Annotated in this window: 12 protein-coding genes, 1 pseudogene and 1 CRISPR repeat array; of the genes and pseudogenes, 5 read left to right on the top strand and 8 right to left on the bottom strand. The window is 66.7% G+C overall.

The features are described 5' to 3' along the window. Nucleotides 1-15 precede the first annotated feature (15 nt). The 4 genes from ACFY6S_RS17460 (at nucleotide 16) to ACFY6S_RS17445 (ending at nucleotide 4522) form a co-directional block, all read left to right on the top strand. Nucleotides 16-456: a hypothetical protein gene (locus ACFY6S_RS17460; protein WP_388817380.1), complete on the top strand. Its 441-nt coding sequence runs from the start codon at nucleotides 16-18 to the stop codon at nucleotides 454-456. Nucleotides 457-571: 115 nt separating this feature from the next. After that, nucleotides 572-1138, top strand: a complete 567-nt coding sequence (locus tag ACFY6S_RS17455) for a flavoprotein (protein ID WP_388817377.1) — start codon at nucleotides 572-574, stop codon at nucleotides 1136-1138. A 55-nt stretch (nucleotides 1139-1193) separates the two neighbouring features. Further along, on the top strand, nucleotides 1194-3809 hold the full coding sequence (gene lanKC / locus ACFY6S_RS17450) for a class III lanthionine synthetase LanKC (protein WP_388817374.1): 2616 nt from the start codon (nucleotides 1194-1196) through the stop codon (nucleotides 3807-3809). Beyond that, nucleotides 3809-4522 carry a GAP family protein gene (locus ACFY6S_RS17445; protein WP_388817371.1) on the top strand — a complete coding sequence of 238 codons (714 nt, stop codon included), beginning with the start codon at nucleotides 3809-3811 and terminating at the stop codon, nucleotides 4520-4522. The genes lanKC and ACFY6S_RS17445 overlap by 1 nt, the downstream gene beginning before the upstream one ends. 1024 nt (nucleotides 4523-5546) lie before the next feature. Beyond that, a CRISPR array of direct repeats spans nucleotides 5547-6004; the repeat unit is 29 nt; unit sequence CCGCTCCCCGCGCCTGCGGGGATGAGCCC. A gap of 969 nt (nucleotides 6005-6973) precedes the next feature. On the opposite strand, the gene ACFY6S_RS17440 is transcribed toward ACFY6S_RS17445, so the two are convergent. The 7 genes from ACFY6S_RS17440 to ACFY6S_RS17410 form a co-directional block, all read right to left on the bottom strand. After that, nucleotides 6974-9499 carry a DEAD/DEAH box helicase gene (locus ACFY6S_RS17440; protein ID WP_388817368.1) on the bottom strand — a complete coding sequence of 842 codons (2526 nt, stop codon included), beginning with the start codon at nucleotides 9497-9499 and terminating at the stop codon, nucleotides 6974-6976. Nucleotides 9500-10048: 549 nt separating this feature from the next. After that, complete coding sequence (locus ACFY6S_RS17435; RefSeq protein ID WP_388817365.1) at nucleotides 10049-11482, bottom strand: HEPN domain-containing protein; 1434 nt, start codon at nucleotides 11480-11482, stop codon at nucleotides 10049-10051. Between the two features lie 439 nt (nucleotides 11483-11921). Next, the gene (locus ACFY6S_RS17430; RefSeq protein WP_388817362.1) at nucleotides 11922-12251 is read right to left on the bottom strand and encodes a MazG-like family protein; all 330 of its coding nucleotides are present in this window, start codon (nucleotides 12249-12251) and stop codon (nucleotides 11922-11924) included. A gap of 26 nt (nucleotides 12252-12277) precedes the next feature. Next, a complete protein-coding gene (locus ACFY6S_RS17425; protein ID WP_388817359.1) occupies nucleotides 12278-13600 on the bottom strand; it encodes a UDP-glucose dehydrogenase family protein in 1323 nt (440 codons plus the stop codon). A gap of 108 nt (nucleotides 13601-13708) precedes the next feature. Next, the gene (locus tag ACFY6S_RS17420) at nucleotides 13709-14941 is read right to left on the bottom strand and encodes a hypothetical protein (protein WP_388817356.1); all 1233 of its coding nucleotides are present in this window, start codon (nucleotides 14939-14941) and stop codon (nucleotides 13709-13711) included. Nucleotides 14942-15332: 391 nt separating this feature from the next. Further along, nucleotides 15333-15656, bottom strand: a complete 324-nt coding sequence (locus ACFY6S_RS17415; RefSeq protein WP_388817353.1) for a hypothetical protein — start codon at nucleotides 15654-15656, stop codon at nucleotides 15333-15335. A 178-nt stretch (nucleotides 15657-15834) separates the two neighbouring features. Then, on the bottom strand, nucleotides 15835-17064 hold the full coding sequence (locus ACFY6S_RS17410) for a helix-turn-helix domain-containing protein (RefSeq protein ID WP_388817350.1): 1230 nt from the start codon (nucleotides 17062-17064) through the stop codon (nucleotides 15835-15837). 297 nt (nucleotides 17065-17361) lie between these two features. Here ACFY6S_RS17410 and ACFY6S_RS17405 point away from each other — a divergent pair, with 297 nt between their 5' ends. Continuing rightward, complete coding sequence (locus ACFY6S_RS17405) at nucleotides 17362-18204, top strand: DUF1932 domain-containing protein (RefSeq protein ID WP_388817347.1); 843 nt, start codon at nucleotides 17362-17364, stop codon at nucleotides 18202-18204. 35 nt (nucleotides 18205-18239) lie between these two features. Here ACFY6S_RS17405 and ACFY6S_RS17400 read toward each other — a convergent pair. Then, nucleotides 18240-19529 (bottom strand): annotated as a pseudogene (locus ACFY6S_RS17400) (mobilization protein); the annotation flags it as partial. Nucleotides 19530-19553 lie beyond the last annotated feature (24 nt).

Genomic DNA, 19553 nt, shown 5'->3' with positions numbered 1-19553 from the left:
ATTCCAGGGGAGTGGATGAACATGAAGCGGGTTTTCGGACTGGCGGCAATTGTTGCGGGTGCGGTACTCGCCATTTTCTTTGCGGATCTCGAATTCGGGTGGTTCAAAGGCCGTCCGCTCGGTCTGATCCTGTTGGTTCTGGGCGGAATCGAACTGCTGGAGAGTACGCGCCGCCGCAAGCCGAAGGGTCTGATGGAGGAGTTGCGCGAGGACTTCGGAATTCGCTCCTCGCGGGATCGTGACAGGGACCGCGATCGGGACCGCTACCGGGACGATGACCGGGACCGTGACCGGTACCGGGAGGGTGACCGCGACCGGTACCGGGACGGTGACCGGGATCGAGACCGGTACCGGGAGGATGACCGTGACCGGTATCGGGAGGATGACCGTGACCGCGACCGGTACCGGGACGGTGACCGGGATCGAGACCAGGATCGCGACCGCTACCGGGACTGAATCGGTGCGTGGGCGATTTCGACCGAGGGAAACCGAGGGAAGAGGAGCACACCCAGCAATGCCGGAGTTCGACAAAAGCGAAACGGCCCGGGAGAGGCAGGCGAATCTGTTCCTCGTGGCCACAGGCACGCTGTCCACGGCGCACCTTCCCTTCTGGCTCAACTGGCTGTCGACCAACCGCCCTCACTACCACGTGACGGTCGGAGTCACCGACGCCGCACGGAACTTCGTGAGCACGTCGGCCCTGGCCGCCCTCACCGGTTCGCCGGTGGTCCGCAACACCTGGGACGTCGCGGGAGGGGTGGAGCCCCTCCACACCCGCATAGCGGCCGACTACGACGGCATCATCGTGTTCCCGGCATCCGTCGCCTTCACCTCGGCACTCGCCGCCGCCTCCGGCGCCTCCCCCTTCCATCTCGCGGCCCTCGGCACGGCAGCGCCCGTTGTCCTCGCTCCCACCTTTCCGCCCGGGGTCGCGGACAACCCGCTCGTCATCGACATGCTCCGCGGACTCGACCGCATGCCGAACTGCCACCTGGTCAATCCCCATAAGGGGAAGAGCCGTTCGACCGGAGCCGAGACCGAGGTGACCGCCCCGCTGTGGGACGTGATGGCGGTGTTCGAGACGGCGGTCGGCACCCCGGACGGCACGGCGAGTCCGCGGGAGACCGCACACGCCTGACACCTGCCGGTGTACGGGGCGCTCCGACAGCAACGCTCAACAAGAGGCCGGGCACATGGACTACTTCTTCTACACCTTCGCCGACTCCGACTCGTACGACGACATCGGGCGCTGGAAGGCGGACAGACAGGACCCGCGGTTCGACCGCATACGCCTCGGCCTGACGGCCGTCTCCCACGCCGAGGGATGGCACTGCGCCCAGCACGGGATCTGGACTGTCTGCACCCCCGGCCGTGACCCCGTGCGCGGCCAGGGCTGGAAGATCCATGTCGCGGTGACACCCGAGACATTCGCGCCGTTGGTCGACATCGTCTCCACGTTCTGCTTCGAACGAGGCGTGGCCTTCAAGTTCCTCGCGCGCCACGAGTACGCCTGGCTGGTCAACGCCAAGTACGCGCCGCGCCCGGTCAGCGGCAAGGGCATCGTCCTCTATCCGGCCGACGAGCGGCAGTCGCTCACCCTCGCCGCTGAGCTGGCCGAGCTGCTGAAGACGTGGCAGGGGCCGCGCGTCCTGTCCGACCTGCGCATCGACAACGGCGTCGTCCACGTCCGGTACGGGGCCTACACCCGCCGGTACTGCCGCAACGCCGACGGCAAGGTCACCTTCGCGCTGGAGGACCCGGAGGGGCGCCTCGTCCCGGACCGCAGGTCCGTTCCCTTCCGCGCGCCGTCGTTCGTCACCGTGCCCGACGCCTTCGCCCCGCCGCCCGCCGAGGCCGCGGGCCCCGTGCCCCCGTACCGGATCGACAAGTCGCTGCACTTCTCCAACAGCGGCGGCGTGTACCTCGCGACGCATACGGACACCGACCGCCAGGTCGTGCTGAAAGAGGCGCGCCCCCTGGCCGGCTACGACCTGATCGGCGGCGACTCGGTCCGGCGCGCCGAGCAGGAGTACGAGGCGCTGCGCAGGTTCGCCGATCTGCCTGCCGTGCCCGCGGCCCACGAGAAGTTCACCTGGCAGGGTCACCACTTCATCGTGATGGAGTACGTACGGGGTACCACGCTCCTGGAGTGGTGCGCGGCCAAACAGCCCTATCTGCTGCGCCCCGACCCGTTCCGGCCGCCCACCACGGACGACATCACGGAGTACCGCGAGCAGATCGACTCGATCCTCACGCAGGTCCGCGGCTTCCTCTCGGCTCTGTGGGAGCGGGGTTACGTTTTCGGGGACGTACATCCCGGGAACGTCATCGTGACGCCGGAACTCGACGTCAGGTTCATCGACCTGGAGGCGTGCATCAAGGAGGACGCCACGCGTCCCTTCCCCGGTGCTCCCGGCTTCAACGACTACACCCGCACCGGGCGGGCGGCGGACGAGTACGCCCTCGGCATGCTGGAGTTGTCCTGCTACCTGCCGCTCACCCATCTCGTACGGATGGACGCCACGAAGCTCCCGCAGCTCCTGCGCACCAGTGTGGAGCGCTACGGCCTGCCGGCCGAGTGGGCCGAGCGGGTGGCACGGCTCTGCGCTCCGCGCGGCGCCGCTGCCGGTGACGTGCCGGCGGCTCCCGTCGCCCCGCGTACGGCGTCCAGCCATCTCGACGACGCGCTCGGCTTCGACGAGTGGGCCGCCCAGGTCGTGGCCGGACTCGTGGACGACCTGACTCCGGAGCGCGCGGACCGGCTTTTCCAGAACGACTTCTCGGGATTCTCGCTGTCCCCGGTGTGTCTGGCCACGGGGGCCTCCGGTGTGCTGTGGTCACTGCTCGGCACGCGCGGCGTCGAAGCCCCGCACCTGGTGGAACAGGTGATCGACTGGATGGCCGTGCGCGGCCGGGAGTCCGCCGCCGTCCGGCTCGAATGCGGCCTGTACGACAGCGAACTGGGCGCTGGATACACCCTCTGGCGGTTCGGTCACCCGGAACATGCGCAGTGGCTGGTGGACGCCGCCATGGCGAAGGTGGACGACAGCGCCGGCCTCAGTGTGTTCAGCGGCCTCGGGGGCGTCTTCCTGGCCGCCGCCGAGATGTCGGCCGGTCCTGACCCGCTCCTCACGACGGCCGTGGCCGAGAAGCTCGGCGCGGACCTCGTCGACCGCGCCCGGCTGTTCCTGACCCGGCTCAAGAACACAGAGACCCCCGACGTCGCCCATTTCGGGCTCCTGCACGGTGTCGCGGGCATCGGCCTCGCCGTCCATCGTTACGGGTTGCTCATGGACGACGCGGCAGCCGTGGACCTGGCCCGCGAACTCATCGAGTTCGAGCTGACCGGGTATGTCCGGTGCGCCGACGGCTCCCTCCAGTTCAACGACGCCGAACGCCGGAGCCTCGGCTACGTCGAGGTCGGTTCACTCGGTACGGCGCTGGCCCTCTCGGAGTTCGCCCGGCACGAGGGCTGGTCTCCCACCGGCGCCGCGATCCCCGACCTGATGCGCGCGAACGGCCCCGAGCTGATGGTCCAGAGCGGACTCTTCCGCGGCCGGTCGGGATTCATCGCGGGCCTGGCCTCCCTCGCCGGTGAGGGACACGAACAGCCCGCCCGGTTGTTCATCGATCGCCACATGGACCAGCTCGGTCTGCACGAGATCCGCCCGCGCGAGGGCCGGTTGCGCTACCCGGGCACCCGTAACTACAAGCTTTCCAGCGACCTGAGGACCGGCAGCGCCGGGGTGCTCACGGCCGTCGCCTTCGCGGAGGGCCGCCGCGACAACTGGCTCCCCGGAGTCCGGTGATGGGCGACGTACTGGTCGAGGTCCTGCCACTGGCCCTACTCGACGCGCTCGGCGTGTCCACCATCGCCATCCCCGTCTGGTTCCTGCTCATGCCGTCGGGGCTGCGGATCGGCCGTGTGTTCGGCTATCTCGTCCTCATCACGGTCGGCTATCTGCTGCTCGGCCTGCTGCTGCTGAGCACGCTCGCGGCGGTACGTGACGATCTGCGCTCCGCGCTGGAATCACCGGTCGGTGACAAGGCGATGGCCGTGGCCGGTGTGGCCCTGATCCTCCTCGCCCTCTGGTACGGAATGGTGCGCACCGAGAAGCCCGGCTCCGGCCGGCTCTCCCGCTGGCGGGAGCAGGCGGTCGGCCGGTCCGCCACGGTACGCGGGCTGACGACGGTGGCCCTGCTGGCCGTGCTCCTCGAAGTGGCCACGATGTTCCCGTACCTGGCGGCGATCGGCACCCTGAGCAGCAGCGGCCTGGGGTGGCCGTCCCAGGCCGGCGTCCTGGCGGTCTACTGCGTGGTGATGGTCGTGCCCGCGGCGCTCGTCACCGTGGCGCGTCTCATCTCCGGACGCCTTGTCCACTCGCCACTGCGCAGGATCGACCGCTGGCTCAGGGACGGAGCCCAGGAGAACACGGCCTGGCTCTTCGCCCTCGCCGGTTTCATGATCCTGTCGAACACCACGCTGTACGAGAGCATCATGGACCACCTCTCGTCCGACTGACGCCGGGGCTTTGGTGTGGAGCGGGTGACAGAATCGATCGAACTCGCGCTCCAAGCGCGGGAATCACCCGGCGCTTGATCGCCGGGGATACGTCGGACGACTGACCGGCGAACCCCCTGTGCGGATGTGCTCCTGGCCGACGCCCGGCGGTTGCCCGTGGCGACCGCTGTGAGCCCCGACGAACGGTACGGAGCGGCACCCGGCACCCGTCGAGGCGCCGGGTGGGGGGTTCTCCTGCCCGGGACAGCGCTACGAACTCCGGCGATCCGGTCCCCTCTTCCCCTGGCCCTGCCGCGAGCTCGGACACAAGACCGCAGGAAACACCCCAGGAATCCGGCCACCGACCCCGGAGAATCAACGACGGCCCCGGCCAACGCCAACCGAAGGACGCAGCGACGGACGGAGGGCTGCACGCACCTTGCACCGGACGAGGAACGTGGGCCCGCGAGGCCGAGTGGCGCCCGACACCAAACAACCTCCGGGTCATTGACCTGGAGGTTCGACATGGAGCGGGTGACGAGAATGGAACTCGCGCTCTGAGCTTGGGAATCAGCGGCGCCCAGGAGTGCCGCACCGCTCTGACCAGCCATTACTTGGGCCTTGGAGCTGCGCTGGAGCCGGTTGGACTGACCGCCTCTGACCCTCGTGTACCGCCCGGAAGGGCTGGGATGGGGCTGGGCTGCGGGGAGCAACTACGACGACCGGCTCGGCTGTCCCGGGCCGGTACGGCGTGCGGCGGCTTCGAGCGCGGGGCCACAGAGCGGTGTGCTCTCGCGAAGGGGTGGAACTCTTCCGCTCGCTCGCGGCTCAGTCTCGACGAGAAGCAAGGAAGCGCGACCTTGCCGGGCCATCCGTGGGGCGGTTCCCGTGGCGCCCTCACCTGAGACGCCGAGGTGTGAACGCGTAGCCTGTGGTGTGGGGGCATCTCTGCCAAATAGCATCCCCGTTTTTGCCCCGTATGCCCTTTTCTCTCATCCTTGCTGAAACAAGCGTTGCCCCTTGATAAAAGTGCAGCTCACGGAGCCCGCTCCCCGCGCCTGCGGGGATGAGCCCGGAGACCCGGTACCCCCCGCCCGATCACCCCCCCCGCTCCCCGCGCCTGCGGGGATGAGCCCGCCCTGCTGAACCCGCTGGCGGCGAATCGCTGCCGCTCCCCGCGCCTGCGGGGATGAGCCCAACGTCCGCATCGAGAAGGACGACCCGACGACCCGCTCCCCGCGCCTGCGGGGATGAGCCCGGACCGGAGCAGCTCCCACAAGGGGCGTGAGCCCGCTCCCCGCGCCTGCGGGGATGAGCCCCAGGGAGGCGATCCGCATGGATCGTATCGTCACCGCTCCCCGCGCCTGCGGGGATGAGCCCGGGGCGTCTTCCTTCATGGCGACGGTGGCCGTACCGCTCCCCGCGCCTGCGGGGATGAGCCCCACTCGCCGTGACGGTAGCTGGCGACCCGCCCCCGTTCCCCGCGCCTGGCGGGAGTGAGCTCAACGCGGCCCTCGGGCTGCCCGAGGGCCCCGGCAGCTCCCGAAGGGCATGGCCTGCCGGGGTCGCTGGGCCGTTCATCCTGCTGATCCTCGTGTTGCTGGCGCTGGGCAACGGGCCCGGTGAGAGCAGCGAGACACCGGTAAGGGCAACGCCGTCGCAGTCCGCTTCGGCGCCAGCCAGCCACAGGCAGACCTCGACGCGCACCCTGAAGGCCCCCGTCTTTCTGACGGGGCCTGCCGCTCAACATGACGGGTGACGTGCGCTGGAACTCCGAGAGCTTCCTCATTGCCCCCATCGGCACCGTCACCACACGTTTGCCTCCCAGGCCGCCCCGACACGGACTAGGGAGTCAGGCAATCGAAGCCGCTCTGCCCACCTGGCGGGCCGCCCGTCTGCCGTGGATGTCCCGGGCGGGCTTCTGGCATTCCCGCATAGTGAGCTGCCGATTCAATCGTCGGCGGTAGGTACCGACGGCGTCCCTGCTGCGCGGCATCGGTGTTGCCACTGGCGAATGGTGCAGGCCGTATGAAGTGCATCTCATGATTCGAGACGACTCGCTGGCGTACTGCTGAAATTGAGGCTTGGGCTCCCCGATTCCATGCGTTCATCGGGCACTTAGGGCACGCGGAAGGCACGCCACCCCGCGAGGGATCTAGACGACAAGAAAGGCCCTGGTCTCCGACCAGGGCCTTCGTCGTGGAGCGGGTGACGAGAATCGAACTCGCGCTCTGAGCTTGGGAATCAACGGTTCTTGAACGGCTCTAGCGGCTCTGACCTGCATGTTTGCCTGGGGCGGTCGAGGCTTGCGTGGTCTCTGGGCACTGCTCTTGACCGCTGTTGTCCGCTCTGAAGGGCATGGATGGGGCACGGTCGCTGAGGTCTAAGCAGCCTGATGATCAACTCCGGCGACATCGAGTCGCCGGAGCCTGAACCGTCGTACGGCGGCCTCAGCTCACCGACGATCGCCACCTACAGGTGTTCGCCGATGGGGGTCGATTCAAGGAGAGGCAGCCATTGTGATGGCAGTGCTTGCTCGCCACGGAAGATGTCGGCGAGTTCGGTGGTGCCCAGTACGGTGATCGTGCGTGCTCGGGCAGTCCGCCACGACCGTATGAGGCGGTCCAAGACCTCCAGGACCGTAGACGGGCGTACGAGGTAGGTCTGGTCGTTGGCGAGCATGCGTGCGGCGTCCATGATCTTTGGTTTGGGGGATATGAGGAGCGCGATGGAGCCGCTGGGCGCAGAGGCTTTTCGCTCGGACTCTGTGTACCTGAGGTGTCCTTGGGCCTGGCGGACACTGTCGGGGCCGATCTCGCCGGTGGATGTGGCCTCGCTCTTCGCCTCCCAGGTGATCCAGCGGGCGTCGTCGAAGATCCAGACAGCATCAGGCGATGCAGGGTTGGCGTCGTCGTCGTTGCCGTAGCTTTCCGAAGCGCCAGCGAACGTGCCGAGGTGGACGAGTCCGGCTTCATAGGCGCGGTACTCGCTGCCTGCGAGGCCGGCCCGCGCTTCGGTGAGGGTCTGCTCGAAACGGTCAGGGTGATGCAGTTCGGTACGGGCGATGACTGCGAGCATGGCGGCTTCATCGATAGGATCGAGGTCGCTAGGGACGGGCGCGTGGGCTCGGTCGCTGAGTGAAGCGATGTGAGCGAGAAAGCTGCTGGTCTGCGCCTTTCGCTGGAGCTCGCGGTAGTAGCGGGCCCCGGTGTCGCGGTGCGATGAGTCCCCGCTTTGTTGTGCGAGTCGCTCGGCGATGCTGTACCCGAGGTAGTTCCACAGCGCGGCGTAGCGCTGGGGCGTTCGCTCGCCCTTGAGCTGGTCGAGAACACGCTGTACGGCCGTGAGTGCCCAGTCCCATTGGTTGTTCCAGAGCGCCTCCCAGACCGCGACCTCGTGCCGGGCTGCGTTATGCAGCTCACGGGCGCTAGGGGCGACGGTACGGGTGTATTGGTCCCGCTGGGCAGCGATATGGGCGTCGACGGCTGCCCAGTCCTGCTCATGCCTGCGGAATACAGCAAGGTTGTCGAGCATCTCACTTGAGGGTGCGCCCAAGCTGTTTGCCCGCCCGAACTCGACTTCGGCATGGACTTCCGGATGTAGCGCTGTCTGGACGTCCGGGCCGGACAGGTATGACGTCAGGGACCGGCCGAGCACCATGACGGCCGCCCAGTCTTTGTTGCTGCGGGTTGCCCGGCCCGAGCCCTGCACGATGCGCGCGCGGATTCGCTCTTGAAGGACCTCTAGGGCGCCGAGTGATTCGTGCAGGAAGCGCTCTTGCAGGTCTCCTCGGGCGGGCAGGCCCGCGAGCACGACGAGTCGGCAGTCGTCGCCGGGGAGGTCGATGCCGTCGTAGCGGTTGGTGAGGAGCAGGGCTGCTTCGTCCATCGCGGTGAAAGTGGTGAGGTTGTCTTCGACGTCGTTGGCCTTCACGACGGGGAACGCCTTGGGCAGGCACTCTTTGGCGAAGGTCTCGGCGGTACGTGTGTCAGGGGTGAGGACGACGGCTCGTCCGGCGCTGCTGACGACCTTGGAGACGAAGGCGGGTACACGCTCGGGTGATATTGCAAGGTCGTCGGTCAGTTCGGGGAAGAGGAAGAAGCGTCGCCCAGTGCCCCGGCTCTCCCAGCCCTTGGGGACAGGAATGCGTTCGATCTTGCGTCGGCCGAAGGAGCGTTCGAGCTCGCCGCCGTCTCCGAGGGTTGCGCTCATGTATACGCGGCGGGCGGGGCTGTTGAAGGCATGGTGTTGCGCCGTGGGCGCTATGAGCGGGCGAATGAGGATCTGTCCGTACGAGACGAAGATCAGGCACCGGTCAAGACGTCCCTGAAGGAGTTTCCAGGCGTGGAAGGCGTCTGTACTCAGCTTCGAGCCGTGGGCCGCTGCCGCGACGGCTTGTTCGAGAGGGAGGGACTGCTCGGCGACACCGATCGGAGAGGCGAGGTACACGTACGACGACATGCCTTCTCTCTCGGGAGCGCGCAGGCGAGTGTCGACCAGCGGATCCAGCGCTGGCTTCAGCGCGGAGAGAACGTCGAGGTACGCACTCTCCTCGGTTTTGCGAGATATGGAGAGGCTCCACGGACTGGCCACGTACCCCTCGGCCGCGTGAGCGTCGTCCAGGACGAGCATGCCAGCGTTGTCGATAGCCGGGTTCGAGTTGAAGACATGGCTGTAGACGCTGACGGCGACGACTTCCCCTGCCTCGTACCGCGCCTGGTGCGCTGGATTCCATGTTTTCACGCGATTGACGAGCAGTACGTTCGGGATGCCGTACTCGTCAAACTTTGCTGCCGTCTGCCGCGCCAATTGTCGAGTCGGACAGAGATAGGCGACACGTTCGCCATATTTGCGTCGCCAGTACTCGCCGATCAAGCCTCCGACGAGAGTCTTGCCTGCCCCGGTCGGCAGCTCAATTGCTACATCCGATGCCTGACTTCTTTTCGTGCCAGTCTCGAAGGACGTCCTGTTGGTGTCCCCACACAAATTCTGGCCCATGGTTCGTCAGGGCAAGAATCCGATACAGGTCGTCCGGCATGGCCGCGTCAGCGGATTTGAGTTTGAACGCCACTTCACTCCCATCCCCCGCTGAGCTGACAAGAGCTCAGCGTTGATCTCAGCCTCTACAAGTAGTGCAGCATGCCACGGCCATGGGCACTCTCCAACATCTTCTGTCAGTGCGGCAGTTGGCCAGGATGGCGGAGGGATCCTCTGATAGTTAGGGTCGCGAACAAGAGAACCGTCTAAAGCATGAGGTCAATGCGCCGCTGGTGTGCAGAACACCGTCATCCACGCCGCCTTCCGACGCATCTCCTGAAGGCCAAGCAGCTCCCCGGACCTGATCCGCCGCGACATCCCACGAGACTCCCGGAGCCAAGCCGGACGGCGACATCACCGCCTTGCCCACTGGCGAGGGCTGGCTCAACCTCGCCTGTTGACTGGACATCGCCACGCGCGAGGTCAGTCCCTGCCAACCGCACCGCACCGCACCGCACGCTGCGGCTTGGCTAGATGCTGCGTTGCACCTATACGTAGCGCGACCTTCCGCTACGTTATGAGGCCATTTCTGTACTCGCCGCTAAGGAAGCTGATCCTTGCGTTTTCTTCGACTGCTCGCCTCTGTACTTCCGGACTTACGCCAAGTTCCGACAGTAGAACTAGGCAAAGGAGGGCATAAGTAACCTCCATCAGGTGGAATGCCTGCGAGGTTTCGACACCATTCGAAGAGCGCTCGTTGGCGTGTGCAAGGTCATTTCTCGATCTCCGAAGTGCGGTAGCCCACTCCTGCCTATCCCCTAGGAGGAGATCCACCGACGCGCTGTCAGGGATTGAGGCCAGCTCTAGCATCCGTTCGTTGTAGGTGGGATTATTACGCAACCCCATTTTGACAAAGGATATCAAGCCCTCATCCTCGTCGGCGATCGCCTCAAGTATCTTCTTCTTGAGCCTTCGGTACTCCGACCTCGGTATCGGAGAGGTTGCCGAACGGAGGGCTGAGTGCATACTTTCAGCTGCTGTAGCGACACCCAATAGTCGCGTTCCTATGTAGCCCTTCTCTATGTATCTGAGGCCGAATAGAATATTGCATCCTGTGCGCACTCTATCCTTGAGGTCCAGCCATTTTGGGACAATGTCAATGAAGTTGACGTCTGAAAGTGAAAGTATCATTTCCCCTGAGGGTTTACGGGAGGAGGGGGGAGTTCGGTATATCTGTCGCCCCATTACTTCCACCTCCCTTACTCTTTCACCTGCTTCGTATACGAGGCTCCTGCTCAGGGCGCCGCAGGGATTGTAGGAGGAAAGGGTGAGCAAATCCTGAAGATCCTTTTGTATTTGATCAAAGTCCATGCAGGCGGCTGGACTTTTGGGTGTGCATGTGAGGACAGCCCACTCTCTTCCACCCGCGACTCTCTCATTGACGATGATGCGGTCGTCGTATCGCAGATTATTTGCCAGTATGCGTAGAGAGACTGTCATTTCTTTATGCTCGACATTGGAAGGCTCTACCGGCACCTTCTCTAGTCGACGCTTGCGGCTTCCTTCCTTGTCATCTTCGATAGTGAAACTGAACGCGGTCTGGCCTGACCAGTGGATGAGTCGTTCTAGTTGCAAGTGTGCACGTATGAAGATCGGGGAGTTGACGCTTTCTAGATGGACTCCTCGTAGGGCTCGATTGGGCCTCCAGTCCTGTTTTGCAATGTTCCCATCAAATATGCCGGGGCCACTAGTGTGTGTCGGGCTACTGCTCAGCAGAGTGAAACGCTCATTTCCTGACACTCCGTGCATGATCTCTATATCGCGGTTTTCTCTGTGTACGCGGTAGCCTGTGATGCCAGGGACTATTTCCCGGACGGAAAAGTCGAAGCCGCCGATAAGCTCTAGCCTGAGATCTCCACTTTCATCGCAGTGAAGAGTGCCAGGAAAGCTATTTTCGGGGTAATTGGGATCCCACCAGTGTCCACGCCAGGTGCGGTTGCTCATGAGCGCATGCTAGTGGGGTCATGCTGTGTGGACTGGTAAGAAGAGAAAGTTACTGGAGAGTAGGCGTGAGGGCTCGACAGTGAGATTTGCATCTGTGGCCAGAGTGTTCTTCGAGGGCAGGCGTCAATCTTGGGAGTGGGAGGTCTCGGCGATCTGCAAGAGGTGTCGTTTGATGAGTGGCGTCGAGGGGCGCTGCAGAGGTTGATCGACTACAAGGCTGCAGCGGGGAGTTTTCTTTGGGAAACGAAGCCGTATCTTGGATTTCAAGATACGGGTGAGGCGCCGTCCTAGCGAAGGTCGGTGGAGCGGAGCGCGGTCTGGGCTTGATGAAGCAGGGGAAGTCGTTCTATACCGCAGTCAGGTACCCGGCGTGGTTCGTTCCCGTACACAGCCGTCAGCCGCACCTGGTCGGCGCGGCTGACGCCCGATCCGGAGCTTGTCAGGCCACAGCAGCGGCCTCGCGACCCCTTCGCGTCCGGCGGTGGAGGATTTCATCGAAGGTGGCGCGGGCGCCGGTGGGGTCGATGTAATGCATGGCCAGGAGGGCCGCGATGACGGAGCCGACCAAGTCGTTCTGGACCTCGGACCAGGAGTGGTCGTCGCCGCAGGTGGTGAGGCCCTTCAGGCCGTGGAGGGCGTGCATGGCCTCGCCGGCCTCCTCGGCGACCTTGCCGACCTGGAGGGCTTTGAGCTCCTCGTCGGGCAGGTGGGCGCCGGCCGCTCGGCAGACGGCGGCGAGCTTCTCGATGTTGTCCCACAGGGTGTCCACGTCGGACCTCCGATCGATGGGTTCGGCTATTCCTGTGCGGGTCGTCCGAGCTGGCGTACGGTCCATCCGGCCATGCGCCAGGCGTCGGCGTCGATGAGGTTGCGGAGGTCGACGAGGACCTGGTCCGCGACCAGTGGGGCGAGGGCCTTGGGGTCGGCCTCTCGGAAGTGGGGCCACTCGGTGGCCAGGACGATCAGTTGGGCGCCCTGGACGGAGTCGTCGAGGGCTTCGGCGTAGTCGAGCTCCGGGTGCCGGCGCAGGGCCGTGGGCACGGCGTGCGGGTCGTGGACGGTGACTGTCGCGCCGCGCTGGTGCATGAGGGCGGCAACCGCCAGGGCCGGGGATTCGCGGACGTCGTCGGTCCCGGCCTTGAAGGAAGCGCCCCAGACGGTGATGCGTACGCCGTCGACGGGTCGGCCGAGCGTCTGCTCGATGAGCCTCAGCGCGGCGGTGGGACGAGATTCGTTGACCTCCTCCGCCGCGCGCAACATGGCCGCTGCCTCGGCGGCGCCCAGGGTGCGGGCTGAGGCGGTGAAGGCGCGGACGTCCTTCGGGAGGCAGCCGCCGCCGTAACCGGGGCCGGCGTTGAGGCCACCGCGGCCGATACGGGGGTCCAGGCCGATGGCCTCGGTGAGCTGCTGGACATCGGCTCCAGCGGCGGTGCACATGTCGGCGACGCCGTTGATGAAGGAGATCTTCATGCCGAGGTAGGCGTTGGCGGCGCCCTTGGTGAGTTCGGCTGTGGCGGGGTCGGTGACGAATAGCGGGATCCCGTTCGCCAGGAGTGGTGCGTAGACCTGTCGTACGGCGTCCTCCGCGCGTGCCGAGGGGACGCCGACGACGATCCGGTCGGGCCGCAGTGTGTCGTCGATGGCGTGGCCCTCGCGGAGGAACTCCGGGTTCCAGACGACCTCCACGTCCTCGCCCGCCGGGGAGAGACGCGCGAGGAGTGCGCCGAGGTCGCGGGAGGTGCCGACGGTGACCGTGGACTTGCCGATGATCACGGTCGGACGGGTGAGGTGCGGGGCGAGGGCGCGGGCGGCGCCGAAGACCTGTCCGGTGTCGTAGCTCCGTCCGTCCGCGTCGATCGGCGTGCCCACGGCGAGGAAGTGGACGTCCGCGAACTCGGCCGCCTCTTCGAGGCTGGTGGTGAACCTCAGACGTCCAGTGGCGGTGTGGGTGGCCAGGAGTTCCGGGAGGCCCTCCTCGTAGATGGGGCACTCGCCGGCGTTGAGGCGGTCGATCTTCGCCTGGTCCAGGTCCACGCCGATGACCTCGTGGCCGATCTCGGCCATGGCAGCGGCGTGGGGGATGCCCAGGTGACCGCAGCCGATGACGGATACGCGCATGGGGTCGACGCTCCTTTCCTTGCCTCTCAACCCGCCCGGTGAGTCCGGGCCGGTCGGGTGCGTCACGCTAGCGTCACCACCCGGCGCGGCCCTCTTCGCGCAGGTCAATCAACCAGCGTGCGGCTTCAGGAGATTGACGAGTGCGGGTAGCGCCTCAGCGGCGGTTGTCCGGCACACCAGGTCACCGTCCTGGGGCCCCTCCAGCGGGTACGGCATGAACTGGCCGTCGTGCCAGAAGCCCTCCGGGTCCAGGTAGACGATCTGCATGCCGCGAGCACGGGCGCGAGCCTGGACCTTGCGTCGGTCGGCGTGCAGGCCGACGACGAGGAGGGCCTTGGCGCCGTCGACCCACTCGACGTCGGGTACGGCCTGGTCGTAGCGGCGCATGAAGCACTCATTGAGCCCTGCGCGTGCGGCGAGCACGTCGAAGTTGTTGGTGATGACCGGACCGACGAGGTGCCCGGCGTCCTTCAGTTCCTTCAGCGCCCACATCGCTGGGGTCGGCTCGGCCAGGAAGCAGGCACGGAACATCTCCACGAATTCCGCCGTCTTCTCCTCCGGCTCCGTCAGCACCTCATGGAGGGGTGTGTCCGCTGTTGGGGAGAGGGTGAAGCGGTGCTCCCGCGGCTCGTGGCCCCGGCGGTCCGTGACCCGGTAGATCTCGTGGAGCCGGTGCAGGGGCGGGATGCCCGCCTCGACCGACGTACCGCATCCGATCTCCACCTGGAACGGTCGCATGTCCGCGAGGACGGACAGGTCCGGAACGCGGGTCGGCGTGCCGGGTCGGTCTTTGAACCTGATTCCGGTGGAGAGCACATTCCACGGCAGTTGCCGGACAGCGGGCGGCGGCGCGTAGGACACGGAGGAGATCTGCACGTCCAGGCTCCGGTAGCCGGTTGGGAGGGTGCGGCCCGCAGCGGCGTCCTGGGGGTGGATGTCGTGCTCGGTGATCCGGCACTTCAGATCCCGTCGGGTCCATAAGAATCCCCCGGGTGCCTCCTTCCAGCCGCCAGTGGCGAGCGAATCCCACAGGGCGTCGTGGTGTGCGTCGATCTCGTCGGCCGGGGCGGATGCGGAGTGATAGAGGTACAGGTCGGTCAAGCCGATGGCCGGCGCAGCCGTGGTGGGCACCAGGCCGTACCGGTAGCGGTAGTGGATGATCCGCCGCCGTGCGTCGTCGGAGGCCGCCCAGCCGGACTGGCCGGCGGTGGCCTGCTCCTGGGTGCGGCGCCAGATGCCTTCCTCGATGTAGCGGGGGCGGTCGGCGTCGCCGAAGTACGTCTTCCAGACCTGCTGCTGGTCGGGGACGAGTTGGTCGATGACGATGTACGGGATGTCCATGATCCCTCCCTGGGGAATCACGCGTGGATGTTCCGGATGGCTGACGAGGTGCAGGCCGTCCCGCTCCGGGCAGCCGAAGCCGCGCTGAGCGGGGCGGTTCTTCAGCGCCGCTCGATGAGAGAGCAGCGTGGGAGGCTCCGGCGGTCGAGCGCGGGCAGACGGCGGCGGTGCCGGGAGCGGCCTCAGCGGTCGGAGGGCAGGCTCGCGTCCGGTGGGACGGCGGTGGGCCGATGGCCAGCTCCTTCAAGGAGCGGGCCGGCGTGCTCACGCAGTGCCCAGGCCGGTCCGACCAGGCCGGCGACGGCCAAGAACGTGAGCGCGATTCGACCTCTGTGGTCGGCCCGTGCGGTTGTGGACGCGGCGATTCGGGCATGGCGGCGCCGTGCCCCGGTCACGAGGTGCCGCCGAGGGCGCGTTCGTGTGCATCCAAGAGGCGGCTGGTCTGCGCGTACAACCGCTCCAGCTCCGCCGTGGTGAGGATGAGGGCGCCATTGAGGGTCGAGCCGTCATCGAAGTGGAACTCGACGGGAACCGACCCCTGCCGGGCCCTCGGGTCGTAGACCGCGTCCCGGCCGGCCAGCAGCGTGGCGTGGGTGGCCTTCACCGGCACGGGCTTGAGCGTCGTCCCGTCGGCGGGTGCGGACCACTGGGTCCCGCCCCCGGGCGGGCGCAGGTGGTAGGTCGTGGCGGAGCCCTCACCGGGGAGAGCGACCACGACCCCCACACGGTCCTCGCGGGCGCTGTCGGTGGCGAGGTCGCCAAGCCGGGGAACGAAGGGAGCTGCGGTACTTAACCCGGATTCCTGCGAGGGAAGGTGGGGAGAACGTCGTGGCGTCATGCCCTGAAGTTAGGGACAGGGCAATCCTCGAATATGAGCCGGAGGAATACGACCCTTATCCGTCCAGGTGAAAGCGGTCGGACATGCGCCGCAGCTTCTCCCGCGTGGCTGCTCGTTCCGCGTAGACGATGCTGCGAAGCGTCGAACGGGCGATGGGGTGGTTCCGTACGAGCTGGGGCGCGATGCGCTCGGCTGTCTCCAACTCGGCCAGGGCCTTTCCCCGGTTCCCGTCCCACAGCCAGGCGCGCGCGACGTCCATGTGGTGGTGTCCCTGACGGGAGTTGGGCAGTGACCCGACCAGTCCCGGGCTGGTACGGCGGTTTATCTCCAGTGCCTTGCCCTGCTCGCCCATTTCCAGAGCCACGCTGATCGCGTGGATCTGCACGTTCCCCGCGGAGAACGTCAGCGAATGCCGGTCGTACACAGGTGCCCCGACGTACGCGTCCATGCGTTCGGCAGCGTCCTTCGCGTGTCCGATCCGGTCCTCGGCCTCCGAGGCGCGGCCGGCTCGGGCGGCAGAGACCGCGGCCCGTAGCTGCAGCGTGCCCCAGGCCCGCATGGCCAGCGGCTCGCCACGGTCGTACTCCTGCTCCACCGAGGTGATCGCCTTGTCCGAGAGCGTCAGTGCGTCGGCCCAGTCAGCCGTTGCCCACATGTCCCAGACCCTCATCCAATCGGCGACGGCGGGCAGCACCGGATCTCCCGACAACCTGGCTGACCATGCGGCCCGCTCGCAGGCCATGGCGACCAGTTCGGGGTGCCCGAGGGAGTGGGCGGCGGTGTGTGCGAACTTGCAGCACACGGCGTAGATGGCATACGCCTCCTCCCGCTCGTGCCCCTCCGACTCTTCCGCCAGGGCACGCGCCTCGCGGAACAGGTCCGGGAGAACCCGGAGAATCGCCACGTTGGAGGCGGTGTCCCGCAGGCGGTGCAGCCGGGTTACCTCACGCCACAGTTGTGATGCGGGCCGCGGAGCCCCGTCGAAGACGGGGACGAGGTCGTAGCGGCGCAGCTCGCGCAGGATCGACGAGGCGGCAACCTGCCACTGGTTGTCGTCTGGGGAGCTGCTGTATGGCCGCCCGATCAGGTCGTTCGGATGGACGTGCAGCTCCGCGGCCACCTGGTTGAGCAGCCCGACCCGGTCCAGTTCGATCAGGCCACGTTCCATCTTCGAGACCCAGCCCTGCGACTTTCCCAGGGCCGTCGCAAGGTCGGCCTGCGGCATGCCCAACCGCAGCCTCGCCCTGCGGACGCGCTTGCCGATCTCCTCGGCTTCCTCCAGCATCAGGACACCTCCCGGCCGCCGGACGATCCGGCGCGATCGCCGGTCTGTCCGTACAGAGTTCGTCTCCAGCACGGTACCCATGACGCGGCTTGAGCGTGAGTCCCGCTGTCGGGACAGGGATGCCACAGCCGGGTTGCCTGCTTCGCCATGAAGGGCCGACACGAGGCAGGGGGACTTGTGCCCTATCGGCCGCCGGCCCGTCCGAGCCAGGTGCCCGGTCCTCCGCCATTACTGCTCCACGACAGCGGATCATGTTGATGAGGAACACACCACGTCGCATTTCGCCGGAGGCAGCCAGTGACCGTCGTGACCGTCTTGCACCCGGGATCCATGGGCGCAGCGGTCATCGCTGAGTTAGTCGCCGGCGGCCATGAGGTGCTGTGGGTACCCAAGGAGCGCAGCGAGAACACGTGGCGCCGCGCGAGGGAGGCTGGAGCCGTGGCCTGCGACTCCCTTGCGGAAGCGCTGTTCCGTAGCACCGTCGTTCTCTCGGTCTGCCCACCGCAGGCGGCGGAGGACGTGGCAGCGGCCGTGGCTGCGCACGCCTTCGCGGGGGTGTACGTCGATGTCAATGCCATCAGTCCCCAGCGCGTGCAGCGCATCGCGGAGGAGATTAGCCCTGGCTCCGAGGTCGTCGACGGCGCTGTCTTCGGTCCGCCGCCGGGTGAAGGTCGCAAGGCACGGCTCTATCTTGCAGGGACTGGCCCCGCCGTCGACCTGGTGGAGACGCTGTTCGCGAAGTCCTCGCTGGATGTGCGCCGGGCAGGCGAGGCCATCGGTTCCGCTTCCGCTTTGAAGATGGCCTTCGCCAGTTACCAGAAGGCCGCTCGTACTCTCGCGGGGGTCTTCCACGCGCTCGCACACGCTCATGGCGTCGGCGACCAGCTCACGGCTGAAGCCGAGATCATGGTCTCTGCGATCCTCTCCGATCCGGGATACCTGCCGAGCGTGGCTGCCAGGGCCTGGCGCTGGGCGCCTGAGATGCAAGAGGTCGCCGATACTCTCCGGGCGGCCGACCTGCCCGCGGACATGGCCGAGGCCACGGCTCGGGCCCTTTCGTTCTGGGAGCAGGACAAGGACCAGTACGACTTGCCGGTCGCGCAGGTCCTCTCTCAGCTCCGGTCGGGAAGAACCGCTTGACCCTGCTCCCGCTGAGAGTGCCTGCCCAGGGCTGATCACCTACGCCGAGGTCGAGAGGTAGCGGTGGTTGCGGCCGGTGTCGCAGGCTGCGGGTGAGCTACGGGGCGTAGGCCGGTGCGACGTGCCTGCGCCGCCTGAGCTTGCCGACTTGGAGCGGGCCTCTGCGAGAGCCGTTGAACGCGCCAGGCCAGTGTGCGTGCTGGGGAGCGGGCGTCGTCGAGGGCGCGTTCGTCTGCCGCCTGCTGCAATAGCCGGCCGGGATCGTGGCCTGAGGTCTCTGCGGCGGCCAAGGCGGTGGTCAGCGCATCGGTGGCGGGGTCGGCGAGTATTTCGTCGGCGTGTGCGGGGGCAGTCTGGCGGATGAGCTGGGCGTACCGGACCGCGACCTTCTGAGGCGGTCGATGCTGGCCAGCGGCAAGCAGGTGCCCGGATGAGGTTCGCTCGCAGGCGGCCTGGAGGTGGAGCAGAGTCTGGTGGGTGGCTGCGGCCTGCTGGTTGTGCTGTCGTTGGTCGTGCCAGCGGGCGGCGGCGATGACGGCCAAGAGCGCGGCATCGAGGAACATCGCCAGGAGAGCTCCGTCCTTGGGTGATGGCTCGCGAAGCATAGATTTCATTGCCCCGCGCAGGGCACGGGCGTGGTGGTGTTCGGCGTGGATACGTGAACGGGTTGCCCGTTCGAAGGCAGAGGCCGCTGCACGGAGTTCGGTACGGATGTCCGGTGGTGCGGTGAGGGCCACGGCGTCGAGTGCTTCGCCGAGGGCAGCCAGGTGGGCCTGGGCGGCTTCGGCGTCCGGCCGGCCGAGGTGGTGGGGGATGCGCTCTGTGGCTGCGGTGGCTTGATGCCACGGGTGCGGCCGTAGATGCCCGTGGGGATTGCCGACCGGGATGACTGCTGCGGCGAGACGGCTCTGGATCTTGGGGAGGGAGAGGTCCGGTGACAGCGTGGAGCCGGAGAACCACACCGGCTCTCCTTCTGCGTTCGTATCGTGCTCCAGGGCGACTTTGTAGCCGCGTGGTTCTCCGGAGGGAAAGTGCAGGACCTCAACGAGGACGCCGCTGGTGCGGGTGAGTAGAGCGAGAAACTCCTCGGTGGTGGTGGCGGCAGCCGCTGCTGTGCGGACAAGGGTGCGCAGGCGTTTGCGGGCGGGCTTGTCGTGGCCGGTGCGGCGGGCCTTCTCCTGCTCGGCGCGGGTGGGCCGTTTCGCGGCGGTGCGGTCTCCGCGTACGACTTGGAAGAGGCCGTATTCCTTCCCGACGGCTGCGAGTTCGCGGTCGGCGGTGAGGTAGTCGTTCCAGTGGCGTGCGGTGCGCAGGTCGAACGCTACAGACCTGGTTGACATCTTCCGAGG

Origin of the sequence: Streptomyces sp. NPDC012835 (assembly GCF_042900885.1) — a bacterium.
GTDB lineage: Bacteria > Actinomycetota > Actinomycetes > Streptomycetales > Streptomycetaceae > Streptomyces.
Note: the sequence above shows the minus strand (reverse complement) of the source record. Positions and strands in the feature narration are given on the sequence as shown.

Coding starts and splice junctions, on each gene's coding strand:
- ACFY6S_RS17420 (WP_388817356.1), bottom strand. CDS start 14,941: ATGGACATCCCGTACATCGTCATCGACCAACTCGTCCCCGACCAGCAG.
- ACFY6S_RS17435 (WP_388817365.1), bottom strand. CDS start 11,482: ATGAGCAACCGCACCTGGCGTGGACACTGGTGGGATCCCAATTACCCC.
- ACFY6S_RS17460 (WP_388817380.1), top strand. CDS start 16: ATGAACATGAAGCGGGTTTTCGGACTGGCGGCAATTGTTGCGGGTGCG.
- ACFY6S_RS17410 (WP_388817350.1), bottom strand. CDS start 17,064: ATGCTGGAGGAAGCCGAGGAGATCGGCAAGCGCGTCCGCAGGGCGAGG.
- lanKC (WP_388817374.1), top strand. CDS start 1,194: ATGGACTACTTCTTCTACACCTTCGCCGACTCCGACTCGTACGACGAC.
- ACFY6S_RS17445 (WP_388817371.1), top strand. CDS start 3,809: ATGGGCGACGTACTGGTCGAGGTCCTGCCACTGGCCCTACTCGACGCG.
- ACFY6S_RS17440 (WP_388817368.1), bottom strand. CDS start 9,499: ATGGGCCAGAATTTGTGTGGGGACACCAACAGGACGTCCTTCGAGACT.
- ACFY6S_RS17425 (WP_388817359.1), bottom strand. CDS start 13,600: ATGCGCGTATCCGTCATCGGCTGCGGTCACCTGGGCATCCCCCACGCC.